Source organism: Pseudomonas tolaasii NCPPB 2192 (genome assembly GCF_002813445.1).
GTDB classification, from domain to species: domain Bacteria; phylum Pseudomonadota; class Gammaproteobacteria; order Pseudomonadales; family Pseudomonadaceae; genus Aquipseudomonas; species Aquipseudomonas tolaasii.
On sequence record NZ_PHHD01000001.1, the window covers coordinates 2,928,438 to 2,950,331 of the forward strand.

The following is a 21,894-nucleotide window of genomic DNA, read 5'->3' on the forward strand; positions in this document are numbered from 1 at the left end:
AAAGAGGCTGCCCGCTCACGCGCGCAGCCTCTTTTCAAATGGGAAGGCCAATTTTATTTGGATTCCTCTCGGAACTGGCTTACAAAGCCGTGTTCCGATGGCGCTGTGATAGCGTCCAGCTAGAGTGAACGCAAGCCGTAAACGGCTCGCAAGAATTTTTTAAAAAATACGCCGCAGGAGAGATTCGCAATGGCTCAGCAGGGCAGTGGTTATCAGGCTCGCTATAAACGCATTCTACTCAAGCTTAGCGGCGAGGCCCTGATGGGCTCGGAAGAGTTCGGGATCGATCCCAAGGTGCTCGACCGCATGGCGCTGGAAGTCGGCCAACTGGTTGGAATCGGCGTGCAAGTCGGCCTGGTGATTGGCGGCGGCAACCTGTTCCGTGGTGCGGCGCTGAGCGCGGCGGGTATGGATCGGGTCACTGGCGACCACATGGGCATGCTGGCCACTGTGATGAACGCCCTGGCCATGCGCGACGCCCTGGAGCGCGCCAATATCTCGGCCATCGTGATGTCGGCCATTTCCATGGTTGGCGTGACCGATCACTATGATCGCCGCAAAGCCATGCGTCACCTGAACTCCAAGGAAGTTGTGATCTTTGCTGCCGGTACCGGCAACCCGTTCTTCACCACGGATTCGGCTGCGTGCCTGCGTGCCATCGAAATCGATGCCGACGTCGTGCTCAAGGCCACCAAGGTGGACGGCGTATACACTGCAGACCCATTCAAAGACCCGCATGCCGAGAAGTTCGATCATCTGACCTACGATGAAGTACTGGATCGCAAGCTGGGCGTGATGGATCTCACGGCAATTTGCCTGTGCCGCGACCACAAGATGCCGCTGCGCGTATTTAACATGAACAAGCCCGGCGCCCTGCTGAATATCGTACACGGCGGCGCGGAAGGGACTCTGATCGAGGAAGGCCAACAATGATCAACGAAATCAAGAAAGACGCCCAAGCGCGTATGCAAAAATCCCTGGAGTCTCTGAGCCACGCTTTTGGCCAGATTCGTACCGGTAAAGCGCACCCGAGCATCCTTGGCAGCGTGATGGTGCCTTACTACGGCGCCGATACCCCGCTGAGCGGTGTGGCCAACGTCACCGTTAAAGATTCGCGCACCCTGCAAGTTGTGGCTTTCGAGCGCAATATGCTCGCTGCTGTCGACAAGGCCATCCAGAGCGCCGGTCTGAACCTCAACCCGACCAACCTGGGTGAGTTGCTGCTGATTTCGATGCCGGCCCTGACCGAAGAAACCCGCAAGGGCTTCACCAAGCAGGCTCGCAGCGCAGCAGAAGATGCCCGAGTTGCCGTACGCAACATTCGTCGCGATGCCTTGGGTGACCTGAAGAAGCTGGTCAAGGACAAGGAAATCAGTGAAGACGAAGAGCGTCGTGCCGTCGCCGATATCGACAAGCTGACCAAAGATGCCGAGGCTCAGATCACCAAGGCTACTGAAGAAAAAGAAAAGGACCTGATGGCCGTATAAGGGGTCAGGACGCCTTCATGGAAAAGACCAAGCAGACTGTGCCCTCCGTGGTGCCGCGCCATGTCGCGATCATCATGGATGGGAATAATCGCTGGGCGAAGAAACGCTTTATGCCGGGCGTCGCCGGGCATAAGGCGGGTGTCGATGCGGTGCGCGCCGTGATTGAGGTGTGTGCTGAAGCAAAAGTCGAAGTGTTGACCCTGTTTGCGTTCTCCAGTGAAAACTGGCAGCGCCCGGCAGAAGAAGTCAGCGCTTTGATGGACCTGTTCTTCAAGGCCTTGCGTCGTGAGGCCAAGCGCCTCAATGACAACAACATCAGCCTGCGCATCATTGGTGATCGCTCGCGGTTCCATCCGGAACTTCAGGCCGCGATGCGCGAAGCAGAAGCCATTACCGCCGGTGCCAATCGTTTTGTGCTGCAAATTGCGGCCAACTACGGCGGCCAGTGGGATATCGCCCAGGCTGCGCAACGGCTTGCCCGGGAAGTGCAGGCCGGCCATCTGCGCCCGGACGACATTACCCCCGAACTGCTGCAGACCTGCCTCGTAACCGGCGACCTGCCGTTGCCTGACTTGTGCATCCGCACCGGTGGTGAGCACCGCATCAGCAATTTCCTGCTGTGGCAGTTGGCCTACACCGAGCTGTACTTCTCCGACCTGTTCTGGCCGGACTTCAAACACGATGCCATGCGCAATGCGCTGGCCGATTTCGCTTCCCGTCAGCGTCGCTTCGGTAAAACGAGCGAGCAGATCGAAGCTGGAGCCCGGGTTTAAATGCTTAAACAACGAATCATCACCGCGCTGATCCTGCTGCCGATCGCCTTGTGCGGGTTTTTCCTGCTCGATGGTTCCGGTTTTGCGCTGTTTATCGGCTTTGTCGTGACATTGGGCGCCTGGGAATGGGCGCGCCTGGCGGGTTTCAACAGCCAGCTGCCGCGTGTGGTTTACGCTGCAGTCGTCGCATTTTTGCTGTTCCTCATGCATACCCTTTCCAGCATCGTCGTGCCATGGGTATTGGGGGCGGCGGTGCTGTGGTGGGCGCTGGCGACCTTCCTGGTGCTCACCTATCCACGAACCAGTGGCCAGTGGTCGAGTGTGGCCAGCAAGCTGGTGATTGGTTTGTTGGTGTTGCTGCCGGCCTGGCAAGGTCTGGTGGAAATCAAAAATGCGCCGATGGGCAACTGGCTGATCCTGGCCGTGATGGTGCTGGTCTGGGGCGCTGATATCGGTGCGTACTTCTCCGGTCGGGCCTTTGGCAAGCGCAAGCTGGCGCCGGCGGTCAGCCCTGGCAAGAGTTGGGAAGGCGTTTACGGCGGCCTTGCATTGACGCTGTTGATCACGCTGGTGGTCGGGCTTGTGCGCGACTGGTCAATCAAGGAAATCCTTTTGGCGTTGCTGGGCACGGCTGTAGTTGTGTTCATCTCCGTTGTGGGCGACCTCACTGAAAGCATGTTCAAGCGCCAGGCCGGCATCAAGGACAGCAGTAATCTGCTGCCAGGCCATGGCGGTGTGCTGGATCGTATCGACAGCCTGACTGCGGCCCTGCCGATTTTCGCCGTGCTCTTGTGGATGACAGCATCGTGAGTCGCCTGCAGCAAGTGACCGTGTTGGGGGCAACCGGCTCGGTTGGCCTGAGCACTTTGGATGTGGTCGCGCGCCATCCTGATCGTTATCAAGTCTTCGCCTTGACTGGCTTCTCACGCTTGCGTGAACTGCTGGCCCTGTGTGTGATCCATCGGCCGCGATTTGCCGTAGTGCCTGAAGTGGCTGCTGCGCGTGGGCTGCAGGATGAGCTGCGGGCTGCGGGGCTTGCTACGCAGGTCTTGGTGGGCGAGGAGGGCTTGTGCCAGGTGTCGTCCGACACTGAGGTGGACACCGTGGTGGCAGCCATCGTCGGGGCGGCGGGCTTGCGCCCGACACTGGCGGCAGTCGATGCCGGCAAGAAAATCCTGCTGGCCAACAAAGAAGCGCTGGTCATGTCCGGCACTTTGTTTATGCAGGCGGTCCGCAAGAGCGGTGCTGTTCTGTTGCCCCTGGATAGTGAGCACAACGCAATTTTCCAATGCATGCCCGGCGATTTCGCTCGTGGTCTGAGTCAGGTCGGTGTACGCAGGATTCTTCTGACGGCTTCCGGTGGCCCATTTCGGCAAACTCCGCTGGCCGAGCTGGAGCATGTGTCGCCTGATCAGGCGTGCGCGCATCCCAACTGGTCGATGGGGCGGAAAATCTCCGTCGATTCGGCAAGCATGATGAACAAAGGGCTGGAGTTGATCGAGGCTTGCTGGTTGTTTGATGCGCGGCCGGATCAGGTCGAAGTCGTGATTCACCCGCAAAGTGTCATTCATTCCCTGGTCGACTACGTGGATGGTTCGGTGCTGGCCCAGTTGGGCAACCCGGACATGCGCACGCCGATCGCCAACGCCCTGGCGTGGCCGGAACGAATTGACTCTGGTGTCGCCCCTCTGGACTTGTTTGCCATTGCGCGGCTGGACTTCGAAGCGCCGGACGAGCAGCGTTTTCCGTGCCTGCGCCTGGCCCGACAAGCAGCTGAGGTGGGCAACAGTGCACCGGCGATGCTCAATGCGGCCAACGAAGTGGCTGTGGCGGCGTTTCTCGAACGGCGCATCCGCTTTCCGCAGATCGCGAGTATCATCGAGGACGTTCTGAGTCTCGAGCCTGTTGTGGCTGTAGAGGAATTAGGGGCAGTGTTTGAGGCCGATATGAAGGCCCGGGCCCTGGCCGAGCAATGGTTGAACCGCAACGCGCGTTAGTCTGCAGGCAGGTTTGCGCCTTCAGGCACTGGATTGAAATGCGGAGAAATTAGATGAGTGCGCTCTACATGATTGTCGGCACCCTGGTTGCTCTGGGCGTGCTGGTCACCTTTCACGAATTCGGCCACTTCTGGGTGGCGCGTCGTTGCGGCGTCAAGGTATTGCGCTTTTCCGTCGGTTTCGGCATGCCGTTGCTGCGTTGGCATGACCGTCGCGGTACCGAGTTTGTGATTGCAGCGATTCCGCTGGGCGGCTACGTCAAGATGCTTGATGAGCGCGAAGGCGAAGTGCCGGCGGATCAGCTGGACCAGTCCTTCAATCGCAAGACCGTTCGTCAGCGTATTGCCATTGTGGCTGCCGGCCCGATCGCCAATTTTTTATTGGCGATGCTGTTTTTCTGGGTGTTGGCCATGTTGGGCAGCCAGGAGATGCGGCCGGTTATTGGGGCTGTCGAGTCAGGCAGTATTGCCGCCAAGGCGGGGCTGGTTGCCGGACAGGAAATTGTTTCCATTGATGGCGAACCGACGCTGGGCTGGCGTGATGTCAATCTGCGCCTGGTGCGTCGCCTGGGCGAGAGCGGCTCGGTCAACGTCGTGGTGCGCGACCAGGACTCCACGACTGAAAGCCCACGCGAGTTGGCGCTTGACCAATGGCTCAAGGGTTCCGATGAGCCGGACCCGATCAAGTCTCTGGGGATTCGCCCCTGGCGTCCGGCTTTGCCGCCGGTACTGGCTGAGTTGGACCCGAAAGGTCCGGCCCAGGCTGCCGGTTTGAAAACCGGTGATCGCCTGCTGACCCTGGATGGCCAGGCGCTGGGTGATTGGCAGCAGGTGGTCGATCTGGTGCGTGTACGCCCTGATACCAAAATTGTGCTGAAAGTTGAGCGCGACGGTGCTCAAATCGACGTCCCCGTGACGTTGTCGGTTCGCGGCGAAGCCAAGGCAGCCGGTGGTTATCTCGGTGCCGGGGTCAAGGGCGTCGAGTGGCCGCCGTCAATGCTGCGCGAAGTCAGCTACGGGCCTTTGGCGGCCATTGGCGAGGGTGCAAAACGTACCTGGACCATGAGCGTGCTGACCCTCGAATCGCTCAAGAAAATGTTGTTCGGCGAGCTCTCGGTAAAAAACTTGAGTGGACCGATAACCATTGCTAAAGTGGCGGGCGCTTCTGCCCAGTCGGGTGTCGCGGATTTCCTGAATTTCCTGGCTTATCTGAGTATTAGCCTTGGAGTTCTGAATTTGCTGCCCATTCCAGTATTGGATGGGGGGCATCTGTTGTTTTATCTGGTCGAGTGGGTGCGTGGTCGCCCCTTGTCGGATCGGGTGCAGGGTTGGGGGATACAGATCGGTATCAGTTTGGTGGTCGGAGTGATGTTGCTGGCTCTGGTCAACGATCTGGGACGACTGTAACGCTTCGCTGAATTGCGAATCTGCCGCATTTTGCGGCAGTTTGTTTATTGCCAGTTGGAATAAGAAAGGACTTCATGAAACGTCTGCTGCTAACTGCGGTTCTCACCGTATTGATGATCGCCGAAGTTCACGCCGAGTCCTTCACTATCTCCGATATTCGCGTCAACGGCCTCCAGCGGGTTTCCGCCGGTAGCGTCTTTGGTGCCTTGCCGTTGAACGTCGGGGAACAGGCTGATGACCGTCGCCTGGTGGAATCCACTCGTGCGCTGTTCAAAACCGGGTTCTTTCAAGATATCCAACTGGGTCGCGAAGGTAACGTCCTGGTCATCACCGTGGTCGAGCGACCTTCCGTCGCCAGTATCGAGATCGAAGGCAACAAGGCGATCTCTACTGAAGACCTGATGAAGGGGCTTAAACAGTCCGGCCTCGCCGAGGGCGAGATTTTCCAGCGTGCAACCCTTGAGGGTGTGCGTAACGAACTGCAACGCCAGTACGTTGCCCAGGGTCGCTACTCCGCGTCCGTGGAAACCGAAGTGATCCCGCAGCCTCGTAACCGTGTTGGCCTCAAGGTCAAAATCAACGAAGGCACCGTGGCGGCTATTCAGCACATCAACGTGGTGGGCAACACCAAGTTTGCTGATGACGACCTGATCGACCTGTTCGAACTCAAAACCACCAACTGGTTGTCGTTCTTCAAGAACGATGACAAGTACGCGCGTGAAAAACTGTCCGGTGACCTGGAGCGTCTGCGTTCCTACTACCTGGACCGCGGCTATATCAACATGGATATTGCTTCGACCCAGGTGTCCATTACTCCGGACAAAAAACACGTCTACATCACTGTCAACGTCAACGAAGGCGAGAAGTACACCGTTCGTGACGTCAAACTCAGTGGTGACTTGAAAGTGCCTGAAGATCAGGTCAAGTCGCTGCTGCTGGTGCAGAAGGATCAGGTGTTCTCGCGCAAGCTGATGACCACCACGTCCGAACTGATCACTCGCCGTCTGGGTAACGACGGTTACACGTTTGCCAACGTGAACGGTGTACCGACTCCGCACGACGAGGATCACACCGTAGACATCACCTTTGTGGTCGATCCAGGTAAACGCGCTTACGTAAACCGCATCAACTTCCGTGGCAACACCAAGTCTGCGGACGAAGTGCTGCGTCGTGAAATGCGTCAGATGGAAGGCGGCTGGGCTTCGACCTACTTGATCGACCAGTCCAAGACCCGTCTCGAGCGTCTGGGCTTCTTCAAGGAAGTCAACGTCGAAACGCCGGCCGTACCGGGTGTGGATGACCAGGTTGACGTGAATTACGCTGTAGAAGAGCAAGCTTCGGGTTCGATTACTGCCAGTGTCGGTTTTGCCCAGAGCGCCGGTCTGATCCTTGGCGGTTCGATTACCCAGAACAACTTCCTCGGTACCGGTAACAAGGTTTCCATCGGCCTGACCCGAAGCGAATACCAGAGCCGCTATAACTTCGGTTATGTCGACCCCTACTGGACTGCTGACGGTGTGAGCCTGGGCTACAACGCTTTCTATCGCACCACTGACTACAAAGACCTTGATGTTGACGTAGCCAGCTATGCCATCGACAGCTTTGGTGTTGGCGCCAACATCGGTTACCCGATCAGTGAGACTTCGCGTCTGACCTTTGGCCTGACTGCGCAGCAGGACAAGATCAAGACCGGCGTATACACCGTCGACGAGATTTTCGACTTCGTACGCAAAGAAGGCGACCAGTTCCTGAACTTCAAGGCATCGGCCGGCTGGTCGGAGTCGACTCTTAACAAAGGCGTGCTGGCCACCCGTGGTCACTCCCAAAGCCTGACCCTGGAAGCTACTACGCCGGGCAGCGACCTGTCGTTCTTCAAGCTCGACTACCGTGGCCAGTTGTTCCAGCCGATCAGCGATAACTACACTGTTCGTCTGCACACTGAGCTGGGTTATGGCGACGGTTACGGTTCGACCAGTGGTCTGCCGTTCTACGAGAACTACTATGCAGGTGGTTTCAACTCGGTGCGTGGCTTCAAGGACAGCACACTGGGGCCTCGTGGCACGCCTAGCCGTGGCTTTGCTGCCACCGGTAACGCCGGTACACAAATAGACTCCGACGATAAGCCGTTGCCATTCGGTGGTAACGTGCTGATCCAGGGTGGTGCGGAAATTCTGTTCCCGCTGCCGTTCGTCAAGGATCAACGTTCTCTGCGTACTTCGGTCTTCTGGGATGTGGGTAACGTGTTCGACTCCAAGTGCGAACAGGTCACCAACCCGAATGGCACCAAGTCCAATACACAGTGCAACGACGTGAGCTTCAGCAACCTGGCAAGCTCGGTAGGTGTGGGTGTGACCTGGGTGACTGCGCTGGGCCCATTGAGCTTTGCTCTGGCCATGCCGGTCAAGAAACCGGATAACGCTGAAACCCAGATTTTCCAATTCTCCCTCGGCCAGACGTTCTAAGCGTCTGACCCAAGATAACGACAACGGATTCTGTAGGAGTACATCGTGCGTAAGTTGACTCAATTGGTCCTGCTGGCCACTGTGCTGGTAACCACCCCGGCCTTCGCCGAAATGAAAATCGCCGTCCTGAACTATCAGATGGCTCTGCTGGAGTCCGACGCGGCCAAGAAATATGCCGTGGACGCCGAAAAAAAATTCGGTCCTCAACTGACCAAGCTGAAAACCCTGGAAAGCAGTGCCAAGGGCATCCAGGATCGTCTGGTAGCCGGTGGCGACAAAATGCAGCAAGGCGAGCGCGAGCGTCTGGAGCTTGAATTCAAGCAAAAGGCCCGTGACTACCAGTTCCAGTCCAAGGAGCTGAACGAAGCCAAGGCTGTTGCCGACCGTGAAATGCTCAAGCAGCTCAAGCCGAAACTCGACAGCGCTGTGGAAGAAGTCATCAAGAAAGGTGCCTTTGACCTGGTGTTCGAGCGCGGTGCCGTGATCGACGTCAAGCCTCAATACGACATCACCCGCCAGGTGATCGAGCGCATGAACCAGCTGAAGTAAGCCATGACCGCGACTATCAAGCTCGGCGAGTTGGCCGAGTTCCTGGGGGCCGCCTTGCGCGGCTCCCCGGAGAAGGAAATCACTGGGCTAGCCACCTTGCAGGAGGCTGGCCCAGCTCAGTTGAGCTTCCTCGCAAATCCCCAATACCGTAAATACCTGGTCGACAGCAACGCCGCAGCCGTATTGCTGAAGGCGGCTGACGCCGAAGGGTTTGCCGGGGATGCGTTGGTGGTGGCTGACCCTTACCTGGCTTACGCCAAGGCATCGCACCTGTTCGATCCAAAACCCAAGGCAGCGGGCGGAGTTCATCCGTCGGCCGTGATTGCTGACGATGCCCGGGTTGATCCTGCGGCCAGCATCGGTGCGTTTGCCGTGATCGAAAGTGGCGCGCGCATTGCTGCCGGTGTAACAGTCGGTGCCCATTGCTTTATCGGTGCACGTTGCGAAATCGGTGCCGATGGCTGGCTCGCTCCTCGCGTTACCCTGTACCACGATGTGCGTATTGGTGAGCGTGTGGTCATCCAGTCGGGCGCCGTGATTGGCGGTGAAGGCTTTGGTTTTGCCAATTCCAAAGGTGTCTGGCACAAGATTGCCCAGGTCGGCGGGGTATTGATTGGCGATGACGTTGAAATCGGCGTCAATACCGCGGTAGACCGCGGTGCGCTGGCCGATACCGTGATCGGTAATGGGGTGAAGCTCGACAATCAGATCCAGATCGCCCACAACGTTCAAATTGGCGATCACACCGCCATGGCGGCTTGCGTGGGTATCTCCGGCAGCACCAAAATCGGCAAGCATTGCATGCTGGCCGGTGGTGTAGGGCTGGTGGGGCACATCGAAGTTTGCGACAACGTCTTCATCACCGGTATGACCATGGTGACCCACTCGATTACCGAGCCGGGTGCCTATTCTTCCGGTACCGCCATGCAGCCTGCGGCTGAGTGGCGCAAAAGTGCGGCACGTTTAAGGCAGCTCGACGACATGGCCCGGCGCCTCAAGCAGCTGGAAAAGCGTGTTGCAGACGTGACCCCTGACGGTAATGCTTCATCAGAAGGCTGATACCATTTCCATATCAAGTGTGTACAGCCGCTAGACTGCCTCCTTGATTTGCTAGCGGGGCGGGCTTTTAGTCCGCCCGCCCCCAATCTTTATTACAGGCTTCCCCCCGAAATGATGGACATCAACGAGATTCGCGAATACCTGCCTCACCGTTACCCGTTCCTGCTGGTGGATCGTGTAGTGGACCTCAACGTCGAGGAAAAGCGCATTCGTGCCTACAAGAATGTCAGCATCAACGAACCGTTCTTCAATGGTCATTTTCCGGCGCACCCAATCATGCCCGGCGTGTTGATCATCGAAGCGATGGCCCAGGCTGCCGGTATCCTTGGTTTCAAAATGCTCGACCTCAAGCCTGCCGACGGCACGCTGTATTATTTCGTGGGTTCCGACAAGCTGCGGTTCCGCAACCCCGTTACTCCGGGTGACCAGTTGATCCTGGAAGCCAAGTTCATCAGCTGCAAGCGCCAGATCTGGAAGTTCGAATGCCAGGCCTCGGTGGACGGCAAGCCGGTGTGCTCTGCCGAGATCATCTGCGCGGAACGCAAACTATGAGTTTGATTGACCCTCGCGCAATCATCGATCCGTCGGCCGTTCTGGCCGCCGACGTTGAGGTCGGCCCTTGGTCGATCGTCGGCGCAGGTGTTGAAATCGGCGAGGGGACTGTCATCGGGCCACACGTGATCCTCAAGGGTCCGACCCGTATTGGCAAACACAACCGTATCTACCAGTTTTCCTCGGTAGGCGAAGACACCCCGGACATGAAGTACAAGGGTGAGGAAACGCGCCTGGTCATCGGTGATCACAACATCATTCGTGAGGGCGTGACCATTCACCGGGGCACGGTTCAGGATCGTGCGGAAACCACGCTCGGCGACCATAACCTGATCATGGCCTATGCACACATCGGCCATGACAGTGTGATCGGCAACCATTGCATTCTGGTCAACAACACCGCGTTGGCGGGCCATGTGCACGTTGATGACTGGGCAATCCTGTCCGGTTTCACCCTGGTGCATCAGTACTGCCACATCGGTGCCCACAGTTTTTCCGGCATGGGTACGGCGATCGGCAAGGACGTTCCTGCCTATGTCACCGTATTCGGCAACCCTGCCGAAGCCCGCAGCATGAATTTCGAAGGCATGCGCCGCCGTGGTTTCAGCGACGACGCGATCCACGCCCTGCGTCGCGCCTACAAGACCGTTTACCGTCAAGGGTTGACGGTTGAACAGGCGCTGACCGAGCTGACCGAGGCGGCGGCGTTGTTCCCGGAAGTCGCGATATTCCGTGACTCGATCCAGACGTCGACTCGCGGCATCACGCGCTGATCATGGCCAGTCTGCGTATAGCGCTGGTCGCCGGTGAAGCTTCCGGTGATATTTTGGGCGCAGGCCTGATGCGGGCCCTTAAGGCCCAGCATCCTGCGGTCGAGTTTATCGGCGTCGGTGGTCCGCTGATGCAGGCCGAAGGGCTCACGTCCTACTTTCCCATGGAGCGCTTGTCGGTCATGGGCCTGGTCGAGGTCCTGGGGCGCCTGCGTGAGTTGCTCGCTCGTCGCAAGCTGCTGATTAAAACCCTGATCGAAGAAAAGCCCGACGTGTTTATTGGCATCGATGCGCCGGACTTCACCCTCAATATCGAACTCAAGTTGCGTCAGGCCGGGATCAAGACCGTGCATTACGTCAGCCCCTCCGTGTGGGCGTGGCGACAGAAGCGCGTGCTGAAGATCCGTGAAGGCTGCGACTTGATGTTGACCCTGCTGCCTTTCGAGGCCAGGTTTTACGAAGAGAAGGGCGTGCCCGTGCGGTTTGTTGGTCACACCCTGGCTGACGCCATTCCCTTGCAGGCGGATCGTGCGGCTGCCCGCGCCGAATTGGGGTTGCCCGATGGCCCGCTCGTCGCCTTGATGCCGGGTAGCCGTGGTGGCGAAGTGGGCCGTCTGGCGTCTGTATTCTTCGATGCCGCCGAGCGCCTACAAGCGTTGAAGCCCGGCGTACGTTTCGTGCTGCCCTGCGCCAGCCCGCAACGTCGCGCGCAAATTGAAACATTGCTGCAAGGGCGCAACCTGCCGTTGACCCTGCTGGATGGCCAATCGCACTTGGCCCTGGCTGCCTGCGACGCGGTTTTGATCGCCTCTGGCACCGCCACCCTGGAAGCTTTGTTGTACAAGCGCCCGATGGTCGTGGCTTATCGCCTGGCGCCACTGACGTTCTGGATTCTCAAACGCATGGTGAAAAGCCCCTACATCTCCTTGCCCAACCTGCTGGCGCAACGTTTGTTGGTGCCCGAGTTGTTGCAGGACGATGCTACGCCCGAAGCCCTCGCCCAAACCCTGCTGCCCTTGATCGATGGCGGCGAAGAGCAGACCCGTGGTTTTGACGACATCCACCGCACCCTGCGGCGTGATGCGTCGAATCAGGCGGCCGACGCCGTGTTGACCTTGATCGGCAAGAAACAGGAAGCCTTATGACGACGCAAATGGGCCTGGATTTCAGCCTGGTCGCCCAAGCCCACGAACTGGTGGCCGGCGTTGACGAAGTCGGGCGCGGGCCTTTGTGCGGCGCAGTCGTCACGGCGGCGGTGATCCTCGATCCAAATCGCCCGATCCTCGGCCTCAACGACTCGAAGAAACTGACCGAAGCGCGCCGTGAAAAGCTTTACGACGAGATTTGCGAGAAAGCCCTGAGCTGGCACATTGCTCGGGCCGAAGTCGAAGAAATCGACGAGCTGAATATCCTGCACGCCACCATGCTGGCCATGCAGCGTGCAGTCGAAGGCCTGCATATCACGCCGAAAATGGCGATGATCGACGGCAACCGTTGCCCGAAGCTGGCGATGCCATCCGAAGCCGTGGTCAAGGGCGATAGCAAGGTTCCGGCCATCGCCGCCGCCTCTATTCTCGCCAAAGTCAGCCGTGATCGTGAAATGGCCGCCTTTGAGTTGATCTATCCTGGCTACGGCATTGGCGGCCACAAGGGCTACCCGACGCCCGTTCATCTGGAAGCCCTCGCGCGTTTGGGCCCAACCCCGATTCACCGCCGCTCGTTCGCCCCGGTCCGCCTGGCTTACGAAGCGCGGGAGAGCCTCAGCGAGGTTTAGTCGCAAGGCTGATGTTTTTGCCAAGGCCCGGTACAATCCGGGCCTTGTTGTCTCCATGTATCAGAACAGGATCACTATGCCGGCTTCATTCGTTCACCTGCGCCTGCACACTGAATACTCCCTGGTCGACGGCCTGGTGCGGATCAAACCGCTGGTCAAAACCCTGGTGGGCATGAACATGCCTGCGGTGGCGGTGACCGATCAGAACAACATGTGTTCCCTGGTCAAGTTCTACAAGAACGCCATGGGCGCCGGCATCAAGCCGATCTGCGGCGCCGACCTGTGGCTGTCGAACAAAGACCCGGATAACCCCCTGAGCCGCATCAGCCTGCTGGCGATGAACGGCGTGGGTTATCGCAACCTCACTGAATTGATTTCCCGCGGTTTTATCGATGGCCAGCGCAATGGCTCGATCATCATCGAGCGTGAGTGGGTGGCTGAGGCCAGCGAAGGTCTGATCATGCTGTCGGCCGCCAAAGAGGGCGAGATCGGTATCGCGCTGCTGGGCGGCAACCCTCACGAGGCCGAAGTGCTGGCGGCTGAATGGATGCAGGTCTTCCCCGACCGCTTCTACCTGGAAGTCCAGCGCACCAACCGCCCCAACGATGAAGAGCATCTGCACGCCGCCGTGGCCCTGGCCGACAAGCTGGGCGCGCCGCTGGTGGCGACCAACGATGTGCGTTTTATCAAGAAAGAAGATTTCGAGGCTCACGAAACCCGTGTGTGCATCGGCGAAGGTCGGGCGCTGGACGATCCACGTCGTTCGAAGAATTACAGCGAAGAGCAGTACCTCAAAAGCGCCGAGGAAATGGCCGAGCTGTTCAGCGATCTGCCCGAGGCGCTGGAAAACTCCGTCGAGATTGCCAAGCGCTGCAACATTGAAGTGAAGCTGGGCAAGCACTTCCTGCCCAACTTCCCGATTCCCGATGGCATGACCATCGACGAGTACTTCCGCAAGGTCTCGTTCGACGGCCTGGAAGAGCGGCTTGCCGTCCTGCTGCCCCGGGACACCACCGAAGACTACGAGGCCAGGCGTCAGGTTTACGTTGATCGGCTGAATTTCGAGCTGGATATCATTATCCAGATGGGGTTCCCCGGTTACTTCCTGATCGTGATGGACTTTATCCAGTGGGCCAAGAACAACGGCGTGCCCGTTGGCCCTGGCCGGGGGTCAGGTGCCGGTTCGCTGGTGGCCTATGTGCAGAAGATCACCGACCTTGACCCGCTGGAATATGACCTGCTGTTCGAACGGTTCCTCAACCCGGAACGGGTTTCCATGCCCGACTTCGACGTCGACTTCTGCATGGATGGCCGCGACCGGGTGATCGAATACGTGGCCGAGAAATATGGCCGCAATGCTGTAAGCCAGATCATCACATTCGGTTCCATGGCGGCAAAAGCTGTAATCCGTGACGTGGCGCGGGTGCAGGGCAAGTCCTACGGCCTGGCGGACCGACTGTCGAAGATGATTCCGTTCGAAGTCGGCATGACGCTGGAAAAAGCCTACGAGCAGGAAGAAATCCTGCGTGACTTCATCAAGATCGATGAAGAGGCCGCCGAAATCTGGGACATGGCGCGCAAGCTTGAAGGGGTGGTGCGTAACGTCGGTAAGCACGCCGGTGGTGTGGTAATTGCTCCTACAAAGCTCACCGACTTTTCGCCGATCTATTGCGACGAAGAAGGCGACGGCCTGGTGACCCAGTTCGACAAGGACGACGTGGAGGCGGCCGGCCTGGTGAAGTTCGACTTCCTCGGCCTGCGGACCCTGACGATCATCGACTGGGCGCTCAAGACCATCAACCGCGACCGCGCCAAGGTGGGCGAGGAGCCACTGGACATCGCTTTCATCCCGCTGGACGACAAACCGACCTACACCCTGCTGCAAAAAGCCGAAACCACGGCGGTGTTCCAGCTTGAATCCCGCGGTATGAAAGAGCTGATCAAAAAGCTCAAGCCCGACTGCCTGGAAGACTTGATCGCACTGGTGGCCCTGTTCCGCCCGGGCCCATTGCAATCGGGCATGGTGGATGACTTCATCAACCGCAAGCACGGCCGTGCCGAGCTGGCGTACCCGCACTCCGACTATCAATACGAAGGCCTCAAGCCCGTATTGGCGCCGACCTACGGCATCATCCTGTATCAGGAACAGGTGATGCAGATTGCCCAGGTCATGGCTGGTTACACCCTTGGCGGCGCGGACATGCTGCGTCGAGCGATGGGTAAGAAAAAACCCGAGGAAATGGCCAAGCAGCGCGGCGGCTTTATTGAAGGTTGCGCGACCAATAACATCGACGCGGACCTGGCCGGTAACATTTTCGACCTGGTGGAAAAATTCGCCGGTTACGGCTTCAACAAGTCCCACTCCGCCGCCTACGGCCTGGTGTCGTACCAGACCGCCTGGCTAAAGGCCCACTACCCGGCGCCATTCATGGCCGCGGTACTCTCGGCGGATATGCACAACACCGACAAGGTCGTGACCTTGATCGAGGAAGTGCGCACCATGAAGTTGCGCCTCGATGCGCCGGACGTGAACGCCTCGGAGTTCAAGTTCACGGTGAACGACGAAGGCCGCATCATTTATGGCCTGGGCGCCATCAAAGGTGTGGGCGAAGGCCCGGTGGAAGCCATCACCGAAGCGCGCCAGAACGGGCCGTTCAAGGATCTGTTCGACTTCTGCGCGCGGGTTGACCTCAAGCGCATCAATAAACGTACCCTCGATGGGCTGATCCGTAGCGGTGCACTTGACCGTCTCGGCCCGTATTTCCACGACGAGCCAAAGGCTTATCAAGCGAATATCGACCGCAACCGCGCGGTGTTGCTCGCCGCGATGGAAGAAGCGATCAAGGCCGCCGAACAGACTGCCCGTACCCATGACAGCGGCCACGCCGACCTGTTTGGCGGTTTGTTCGTGGAAGAAGATGCCGATGTATACGGTAACCACCGCAAGGCCAAGGAGCTGACGCTCAAGGAACGTCTCAAGGGCGAAAAAGACACCCTGGGCCTGTACCTCACCGGCCACCCGATTGATGAATACGAGGGTGAAATCCGCCGTTTCGCCCGTCAGCGCATCATCGACCTGAAACCGGCGCGCGACACCCAGACCGTCGCCGGCATGATCATTGCCTTGCGGGTGATGAAGAACAAGAAGGGCGACAAGATGGGCTTCATCACCCTCGACGACCGCTCGGGCCGTATCGAAGCGTCGCTGTTTGCCGACGCGTTCCACTCCGCGCAGTCGCTGCTGCAGACCGACGCCATGGTAGTGGTGGAAGGCGAGGTCAGTAACGACGACTTCTCCGGCGGCCTGCGCCTGCGGATCAAGCGGGTGATGAGCATGGAAGATGCGCGCACCAACCTGGCGGAAAGCCTGCGTTTGAAGGTCAAGACCGAAGCCCTCAAGGGCGATCAGCTACGCTGGTTGGGTGACCTGCTCAAGCGCCACCGTGGTGCGTGCCCGGTGACCATGGAGTACACCGGCAATGACGCCAAGGCCATGTTGCAGTTTGGCGAGACGTGGCGAATTGATCCTGCTGATGGCTTGATTCAAGCATTGCGTGACCAGTTCGGGCGAGACAACGTCTTCCTCCAATACCGTTGATGGTCAGATTCGTCTGACCTCGGCTGAACATTTAATCTCGACCTAAACGCGCCTCTCCCTTAAGGTAGGGCGCGAATAGACAACCGGCTGGCCAGGCACGCCCTGGCCGTCGACCCAAGACGGACGCTTATGAACCCGAATTTTCTTGATTTCGAACAGCCGATCGCTGACCTGCAAGCCAAGATTGAAGAATTGCGCCTGGTCGGCAATGACAATTCGCTGAACATCGGCGATGAAATCTCCCGCCTGCAAGACAAGAGCAAAACGTTGACCGAGGACATCTTCGGCAAACTGACCAGCTGGCAGATCGCGCGCCTGGCCCGCCACCCGCGCCGTCCGTACACCCTGGACTACATTCAGCACATCTTCACCGAGTTCGACGAGCTGCACGGCGACCGCCACTTCTCCGACGACGCCGCCATCGTGGGCGGTATCGCTCGCCTGGACGACCAGCCGGTGATGGTGATCGGCCATCAGAAAGGCCGTGAAGTGCGCGAGAAAGTCCGCCGCAACTTCGGTATGCCGCGTCCTGAAGGCTACCGCAAGGCGTGCCGCCTGATGGAAATGGCCGAGCGCTTCAAGATGCCGATCCTGACATTCATCGACACACCGGGCGCTTATCCTGGCATCGACGCTGAAGAGCGCAACCAGAGCGAGGCAATCGCCTGGAACCTGCGTGTCATGGCGCGCTTGAAAACCCCGATCATCGCCACTGTGATTGGTGAGGGTGGCTCCGGCGGTGCGTTGGCCATTGGCGTGTGCGACCAGCTGAACATGCTGCAGTATTCGACCTATGCGGTGATTTCTCCGGAAGGTTGCGCTTCGATTCTGTGGAAAACCGCCGAAAAAGCGCCGGACGCTGCCGAAGCCATGGGTATCACCGCCGATCGCCTCAAGGGCCTGGGTATCGTGGACAAAGTGATCGCCGAGCCTTTGGGTGGCGCTCACCGCGACCCGGCTGCCGCTTCCGCGACCATTCGTGCTGAACTGGCTTCGCAACTGGCGATGCTCAAGAAGCTGGATAACGAAGCGCTGCTCGCCCGTCGTTATGAGCGTTTGATGAGCTACGGTCTCTAAGCTCGACGCAATACCCAATGTGGGAGTCGGCTTGTGTGGGAGCTGGCTTGCCTGCGATAGCATCACCTCGGTGCAATTGAGAAACCGAGGTGTCTGCATCGCTGGCAAGCCACGCTCCCACACAAGCCCGCTCCCACATTTGCTTTGTGTATGCTGGGTTATCGCATTCCAGATTGATGGCGGTACTTTGTTATGACGCCGGCTCTATCCGCCAACCTCCTGCAAACCATGGCCCCTTGGCGCAACGCCCCGGCCTGGCGGATCGCTTTCTCCGGCGGCCTTGATTCCACCGTCCTGTTGCATCTGCTGGCCAGTCTGGCCAAAACCAACTCGTTGCCGCCGCTTAGCGCTGTCCATGTTCATCATGGCCTGCAAGCTGCCGCTGATGCATGGCCGCAGCATTGCCAGTCGGTATGCGACAGTCTGGGCGTACCCTTGCGTGTGGTGCGTGTGCAGGTTCAGCCGGGCGCCAGCCTTGAGCGCGCGGCCCGAGACGCGCGTTATCAGGCGTTTTGCGAAGTGATCGGGGCAGGGGAGTTGTTGCTTGTCGGCCAGCATCGCGACGATCAAGCTGAAACCTTGATGTTTCGCCTGCTGCGCGGGGCCGGGGTGCGTGGGTTGGCCGCCATGCCCGTGCAGCGGCCATTGGCAGGCGGCTACCTGGTGCGACCCTTGCTGGATATTTCGCGGGGCGAGCTGGAGGCTCATGCTCGCGAGCATCAACTCCAATGGATCGAAGATCCGTCCAACACAGATTCACGATTTTCTCGTAATTACCTGCGTCACCGGGTGTTTCCAGTGCTGGCCGAGCGCTGGCCGCAAGCCGTCTCAAACCTGGCGCGCGCCGCCGGGCATTTGAGCGAGGCCCAGGGGTTGCTGGATGAGCTGGCGCAGATGGACTTGCAGGCCGCCGCTCAGCCTTCACCGTTTCCGTGGCTACCCTTGCCGTCTTTGGCGCTCTCTTCGTTACGCGAATTGTCTGACGCGCGCCAGCGCAACGCCCTGCGCCACTGGTTGACGCCTCTGACCCGTTTACCCGACAGCGACCACTGGGCCGGCTGGTATTCCCTGCGTGATGCCAAGGGCGATGCGCAGCCTGTGTGGCGTCTTGCGGAGGGTGATTTGCACCGTTGCGCCGAGCGCGTCTGGTGGCTGCCCACAGCCTGGTCGGAGTTTTCCGACGCAAGAATGAGCTGGCCGCACCCGCAAAACCCACTAGAGTTACCCGGCAATGGTCAGCTGAGATTTATCGGTGTGGCGCCCGACGGCCCACTGGAGATTCGCTATCGCCAGGGCGGTGAAATCATGGAAGTGCCAGGTCGAGGCCGGCGCGACCTGAAGCGCCTGCTTAATGAAAGCGCGCTGCCGGGCTTCATCCGTGGCAGATTGCCGCTGCTGTATCGGGGCGAGCAATTACTGGCGGTCCCAACGCTTGCGGGGCTGTGGCCCGGCCCGTCGGATGGCTGGCAATTACATTGGATGCCACAGACCTGCGATCAAGGTTTGAGCTGATAGAGCCTTTCCGGTAGACTACGCTCCCTTCTTGATACAACTTCTGTGGATTCGCCTGAATCGCAGTCGTTGCCGATTACCAAGCAGTCTTTGCTGGGCGATTCCAAAAAATGTGTAGCGATCAACGTACCGGTGTTTCATTGCTGGTCTGTCACCACGCGGCGGTTTTTTTGAAAGGTGCACTGTGATTAATGCAGGTGATCGGGGGCTTCGGCCTTCCTTCGCTTTCCCCGGCGGCTCGGACCGCTTTAACGCAGACTTCTAGGGTTTTTCATGACGCGCTACATATTCGTCACGGGCGGTGTTGTTTCTTCATTGGGGAAAGGCATTGCCTCCGCTTCATTGGCGGCCATCCTGGAGGCGCGGGGACTTAAGGTCACCATGCTCAAGCTGGACCCGTACATCAACGTTGACCCGGGCACCATGAGCCCGTTCCAGCACGGTGAAGTGTTCGTCACCCACGACGGCGCCGAGACCGACCTGGACCTGGGCCACTACGAGCGGTTCATCCGCACGACCATGACCCAGAACAACAACTTCACCACCGGCCGTGTCTACGAGCACGTGCTGCGCAAAGAGCGCCGTGGTGACTACCTGGGTGCAACCATCCAGGTGATTCCGCACATCACCGATGAAATCAAGCGCCGCATCATCAAGGGTGCAGGCGATGCCGACGTGGCGATGGTCGAGATCGGTGGCACCGTGGGTGACATCGAATCCCAACCGTTCCTCGAAGCCATCCGCCAGCTGCGTTTCGAAGTCGGCGCCAAGCGCGCGATGCTGATGCACCTGACCCTGGTGCCGTACATCGCCACCGCCGGCGAGACCAAAACCAAGCCAACCCAGCACTCGGTCAAGGAACTGCGTTCCATCGGCCTGCAGCCGGATGTGCTGGTGTGCCGCTCCGATCACCCGATCGACATTTCCTCGCGTCGCAAGATCGCGCAATTCACCAACGTTGAAGAACGTGCGGTGATCGCGCTGGAAGACGCCGACACCATCTACAAGATCCCGGGCATCCTGCATTCGCAAGGCCTGGATGATTTTGTGGTCGAGCGTTTCGGCCTGCAATGCAATGGCGCGGACCTGTCCGAGTGGGACGCCGTGGTCGATGCCAAGCTCAACCCTGAGCATGAAGTCACCATCGCCATGGTCGGCAAGTACATGGAACTGCTGGACGCGTACAAGTCGCTGATCGAAGCGATGAGCCACGCCGGTATCAGCAACCGTACCAAGGTCAACCTGCGCTACATCGACTCCGAAGACATCGAGAACCAAGGCACCGCCTTGCTCGAAGGCGTGGATGCGATCCTCGTGCCAGGCGGTTTCGGCCTGCGTGGCGTGGAAGGCAAGATCACGGCTGTTCAATATGCTCGCGAGAACAAGGTGCCGTACCTGGGTATCTGCCTGGGCATGCAAGTGGCCGTTATCGAGTTCGCCCGTAACGTGCTGGGCTGGAAAGACGCCAACTCCACCGAGTTCGATCACACCAGCGGCCACCCGGTCGTGGGCTTGATCACCGAGTGGGAAGACGCCACCGGCGCCGTCGAAACCCGTACCGAAGCGTCCGATCTGGGCGGCACCATGCGCCTCGGCGCGCAGGATTGCCTGCTTGAGCCGGGCTCTCTGGTTCACGGCTGCTACGGCAAGGACGTGATTGTCGAGCGTCACCGTCACCGTTACGAAGTGAACAACAACCTGCTGCCGCAGATCAAAGAAGCCGGCCTGAAAATTTCCGGCCGCTCCGGTGACGGCAAGCTGGTTGAAGTGGTCGAGGCACCGGATCACCCGTGGTTCGTGGCTTGCCAGTTCCACCCTGAGTTCACTTCGACCCCGCGCGACGGCCATCCGTTGTTCAGCGGTTTCGTTAAAGCGGCACTGACGCAACATCAGAAGAAGGCGTAAACCTGATGGCCCAGAAGATCATTCGCGTAGGCGACATCGAGATTGCCAACGACAAGCCCATGGTGCTGTTCGGCGGCATGAACGTGCTGGAAAGCCGCGACATGGCGATGCAGGTCTGTGAAGAGTACGTGAAGGTGACCGAGAAACTCGGTATCCCTTACGTGTTCAAGGCCAGCTTCGACAAGGCCAACCGTTCGTCGGTAACGTCCTATCGCGGCCCGGGCCTTGAAGAAGGCATGCGGATCTTCCAGGACATCAAGCAAGCCTTCGGCGTGCCGATCATCACCGACGTCCACGAGCCTGAGCAGGCTGCCGTGGTCGCCGAGGTGTGCGACATCATCCAGCTGCCGGCCTTCCTGTCGCGCCAGACCGACCTGGTCGTGGCGATGGCCAGGACCGGCGCTGTGATCAATATCAAGAAAGCCCAGTTCCTCGCGCCCCAGGAGATGAAACACATCCTGAACAAGTGCGTGGAAGCGGGTAACGACCAGTTGATCCTCTGCGAGCGCGGTTCGAGCTTCGGCTACAACAACCTCGTGGTGGACATGCTCGGTTTCGGCATCATGAAACAGTTCGACTACCCGGTATTCTTCGACGTGACCCACGCGCTGCAAATGCCTGGTGGTCGCGCCGATTCAGCCGGCGGGCGCCGTGCCCAGGTGCTGGACCTGGCCAAGGCGGGCATCAGCCAGTCTCTGGCAGGCCTGTTCCTGGAAGCCCACCCGGACCCGGACAACGCCAAATGCGACGGCCCATGCGCCTTGCGCCTGGACAAGCTGGAGCCGTTTTTGGCCCAGCTCAAGCAGTTGGACGAACTGGTCAAGAGTTTTCCGACGGTAGAGACCGCGTAAGCCACGTTTCTCCGGTAAAGTACCCCACGCTAAATGCTCAGGCCTGCGGGCCTGAGCCTTGTCGCCTGCAAGCCTGCCCCGTTGTTCCACCCTTGCGGTCGGTCAAAAGATTTCCTTCAGCT

General features: G+C 59.1%; 18 protein-coding genes. All 18 read left to right on the top strand.

All coding sequences use genetic code 11. The features are described 5' to 3' along the window. Positions 1 to 189: 189 nt before the first annotated feature. The 18 genes from pyrH to kdsA all read left to right on the top strand — a co-directional run bounded on the left by pyrH (position 190) and on the right by kdsA (position 21,772). Positions 190 to 933 (top strand): UMP kinase, encoded by a 744-nt coding sequence (pyrH, locus tag ATI14_RS13565; protein WP_003189161.1) that lies wholly within the window; start codon positions 190 to 192, stop codon positions 931 to 933. Further along, complete coding sequence (gene frr / locus ATI14_RS13570; protein ID WP_016974404.1) at positions 930 to 1,487, top strand: ribosome recycling factor; 558 nt, start codon at positions 930 to 932, stop codon at positions 1,485 to 1,487. Before pyrH ends, frr begins: the two co-directional genes overlap by 4 nt. Positions 1,488 to 1,504: 17 nt before the next feature. After that, a complete protein-coding gene (gene uppS / locus ATI14_RS13575) occupies positions 1,505 to 2,260 on the top strand; it encodes a polyprenyl diphosphate synthase (RefSeq protein ID WP_016974405.1) in 756 nt (251 codons plus the stop codon). After that, positions 2,261 to 3,070, top strand: a complete 810-nt coding sequence (locus ATI14_RS13580) for a phosphatidate cytidylyltransferase (RefSeq protein WP_016974406.1) — start codon at positions 2,261 to 2,263, stop codon at positions 3,068 to 3,070. Further along, entirely contained in the window at positions 3,067 to 4,257 is a 1,191-nt protein-coding gene (gene ispC, locus ATI14_RS13585) for a 1-deoxy-D-xylulose-5-phosphate reductoisomerase (protein WP_016974407.1), read from the top strand. The genes ATI14_RS13580 and ispC overlap by 4 nt, the downstream gene beginning before the upstream one ends. Positions 4,258 to 4,310: 53 nt before the next feature. Further along, the gene (rseP, locus tag ATI14_RS13590) at positions 4,311 to 5,663 is read left to right on the top strand and encodes a sigma E protease regulator RseP (RefSeq protein ID WP_016974408.1); all 1,353 of its coding nucleotides are present in this window, start codon (positions 4,311 to 4,313) and stop codon (positions 5,661 to 5,663) included. 74 nt (positions 5,664 to 5,737) lie between these two features. Beyond that, positions 5,738 to 8,125 carry an outer membrane protein assembly factor BamA gene (bamA, locus tag ATI14_RS13595; RefSeq protein ID WP_016974409.1) on the top strand — a complete coding sequence of 796 codons (2,388 nt, stop codon included), beginning with the start codon at positions 5,738 to 5,740 and terminating at the stop codon, positions 8,123 to 8,125. Between the two features lie 45 nt (positions 8,126 to 8,170). Next, positions 8,171 to 8,674 (top strand): OmpH/Skp family outer membrane protein, encoded by a 504-nt coding sequence (locus ATI14_RS13600; RefSeq protein WP_003172279.1) that lies wholly within the window; start codon positions 8,171 to 8,173, stop codon positions 8,672 to 8,674. A 3-nt stretch (positions 8,675 to 8,677) separates the two neighbouring features. Beyond that, positions 8,678 to 9,733, top strand: a complete 1,056-nt coding sequence (lpxD, locus tag ATI14_RS13605; protein ID WP_016974410.1) for a UDP-3-O-(3-hydroxymyristoyl)glucosamine N-acyltransferase — start codon at positions 8,678 to 8,680, stop codon at positions 9,731 to 9,733. 111 nt (positions 9,734 to 9,844) lie between these two features. Next, the gene (gene fabZ, locus ATI14_RS13610; RefSeq protein WP_003172281.1) at positions 9,845 to 10,285 is read left to right on the top strand and encodes a 3-hydroxyacyl-ACP dehydratase FabZ; all 441 of its coding nucleotides are present in this window, start codon (positions 9,845 to 9,847) and stop codon (positions 10,283 to 10,285) included. Further along, a complete protein-coding gene (gene lpxA / locus ATI14_RS13615) occupies positions 10,282 to 11,058 on the top strand; it encodes an acyl-ACP--UDP-N-acetylglucosamine O-acyltransferase (protein WP_016974411.1) in 777 nt (258 codons plus the stop codon). The genes fabZ and lpxA overlap by 4 nt, the downstream gene beginning before the upstream one ends. A gap of 2 nt (positions 11,059 to 11,060) precedes the next feature. Continuing rightward, positions 11,061 to 12,200 (top strand): lipid-A-disaccharide synthase, encoded by a 1,140-nt coding sequence (gene lpxB, locus ATI14_RS13620; RefSeq protein ID WP_016974412.1) that lies wholly within the window; start codon positions 11,061 to 11,063, stop codon positions 12,198 to 12,200. Next, positions 12,197 to 12,829 carry a ribonuclease HII gene (gene rnhB, locus ATI14_RS13625; RefSeq protein WP_016974413.1) on the top strand — a complete coding sequence of 211 codons (633 nt, stop codon included), beginning with the start codon at positions 12,197 to 12,199 and terminating at the stop codon, positions 12,827 to 12,829. Before lpxB ends, rnhB begins: the two co-directional genes overlap by 4 nt. A gap of 76 nt (positions 12,830 to 12,905) precedes the next feature. Beyond that, on the top strand, positions 12,906 to 16,427 hold the full coding sequence (gene dnaE, locus ATI14_RS13630) for a DNA polymerase III subunit alpha (protein WP_016974414.1): 3,522 nt from the start codon (positions 12,906 to 12,908) through the stop codon (positions 16,425 to 16,427). Positions 16,428 to 16,556: 129 nt separating this feature from the next. Then, positions 16,557 to 17,504, top strand: a complete 948-nt coding sequence (locus tag ATI14_RS13635) for an acetyl-CoA carboxylase carboxyltransferase subunit alpha (RefSeq protein ID WP_016974415.1) — start codon at positions 16,557 to 16,559, stop codon at positions 17,502 to 17,504. A gap of 192 nt (positions 17,505 to 17,696) precedes the next feature. Then, complete coding sequence (tilS, locus tag ATI14_RS13640; RefSeq protein ID WP_016974416.1) at positions 17,697 to 19,016, top strand: tRNA lysidine(34) synthetase TilS; 1,320 nt, start codon at positions 17,697 to 17,699, stop codon at positions 19,014 to 19,016. 273 nt (positions 19,017 to 19,289) lie between these two features. Next, the gene (locus ATI14_RS13645) at positions 19,290 to 20,921 is read left to right on the top strand and encodes a CTP synthase (protein WP_016974417.1); all 1,632 of its coding nucleotides are present in this window, start codon (positions 19,290 to 19,292) and stop codon (positions 20,919 to 20,921) included. Between the two features lie 5 nt (positions 20,922 to 20,926). After that, positions 20,927 to 21,772: a 3-deoxy-8-phosphooctulonate synthase gene (gene kdsA, locus ATI14_RS13650; RefSeq protein ID WP_016974418.1), complete on the top strand. Its 846-nt coding sequence runs from the start codon at positions 20,927 to 20,929 to the stop codon at positions 21,770 to 21,772. Positions 21,773 to 21,894: the final 122 nt, after the last annotated feature.

Coding starts and splice junctions, on each gene's coding strand:
- dnaE (WP_016974414.1), top strand. CDS start 12,906: ATGCCGGCTTCATTCGTTCACCTGCGCCTGCACACTGAATACTCCCTG.
- lpxB (WP_016974412.1), top strand. CDS start 11,061: ATGGCCAGTCTGCGTATAGCGCTGGTCGCCGGTGAAGCTTCCGGTGAT.
- bamA (WP_016974409.1), top strand. CDS start 5,738: ATGAAACGTCTGCTGCTAACTGCGGTTCTCACCGTATTGATGATCGCC.
- tilS (WP_016974416.1), top strand. CDS start 17,697: ATGACGCCGGCTCTATCCGCCAACCTCCTGCAAACCATGGCCCCTTGG.
- lpxA (WP_016974411.1), top strand. CDS start 10,282: ATGAGTTTGATTGACCCTCGCGCAATCATCGATCCGTCGGCCGTTCTG.
- frr (WP_016974404.1), top strand. CDS start 930: ATGATCAACGAAATCAAGAAAGACGCCCAAGCGCGTATGCAAAAATCC.
- pyrH (WP_003189161.1), top strand. CDS start 190: ATGGCTCAGCAGGGCAGTGGTTATCAGGCTCGCTATAAACGCATTCTA.
- ATI14_RS13645 (WP_016974417.1), top strand. CDS start 19,290: ATGACGCGCTACATATTCGTCACGGGCGGTGTTGTTTCTTCATTGGGG.
- rseP (WP_016974408.1), top strand. CDS start 4,311: ATGAGTGCGCTCTACATGATTGTCGGCACCCTGGTTGCTCTGGGCGTG.
- fabZ (WP_003172281.1), top strand. CDS start 9,845: ATGATGGACATCAACGAGATTCGCGAATACCTGCCTCACCGTTACCCG.
- uppS (WP_016974405.1), top strand. CDS start 1,505: ATGGAAAAGACCAAGCAGACTGTGCCCTCCGTGGTGCCGCGCCATGTC.
- kdsA (WP_016974418.1), top strand. CDS start 20,927: ATGGCCCAGAAGATCATTCGCGTAGGCGACATCGAGATTGCCAACGAC.
- ATI14_RS13580 (WP_016974406.1), top strand. CDS start 2,261: ATGCTTAAACAACGAATCATCACCGCGCTGATCCTGCTGCCGATCGCC.
- ATI14_RS13635 (WP_016974415.1), top strand. CDS start 16,557: ATGAACCCGAATTTTCTTGATTTCGAACAGCCGATCGCTGACCTGCAA.
- rnhB (WP_016974413.1), top strand. CDS start 12,197: ATGACGACGCAAATGGGCCTGGATTTCAGCCTGGTCGCCCAAGCCCAC.
- lpxD (WP_016974410.1), top strand. CDS start 8,678: ATGACCGCGACTATCAAGCTCGGCGAGTTGGCCGAGTTCCTGGGGGCC.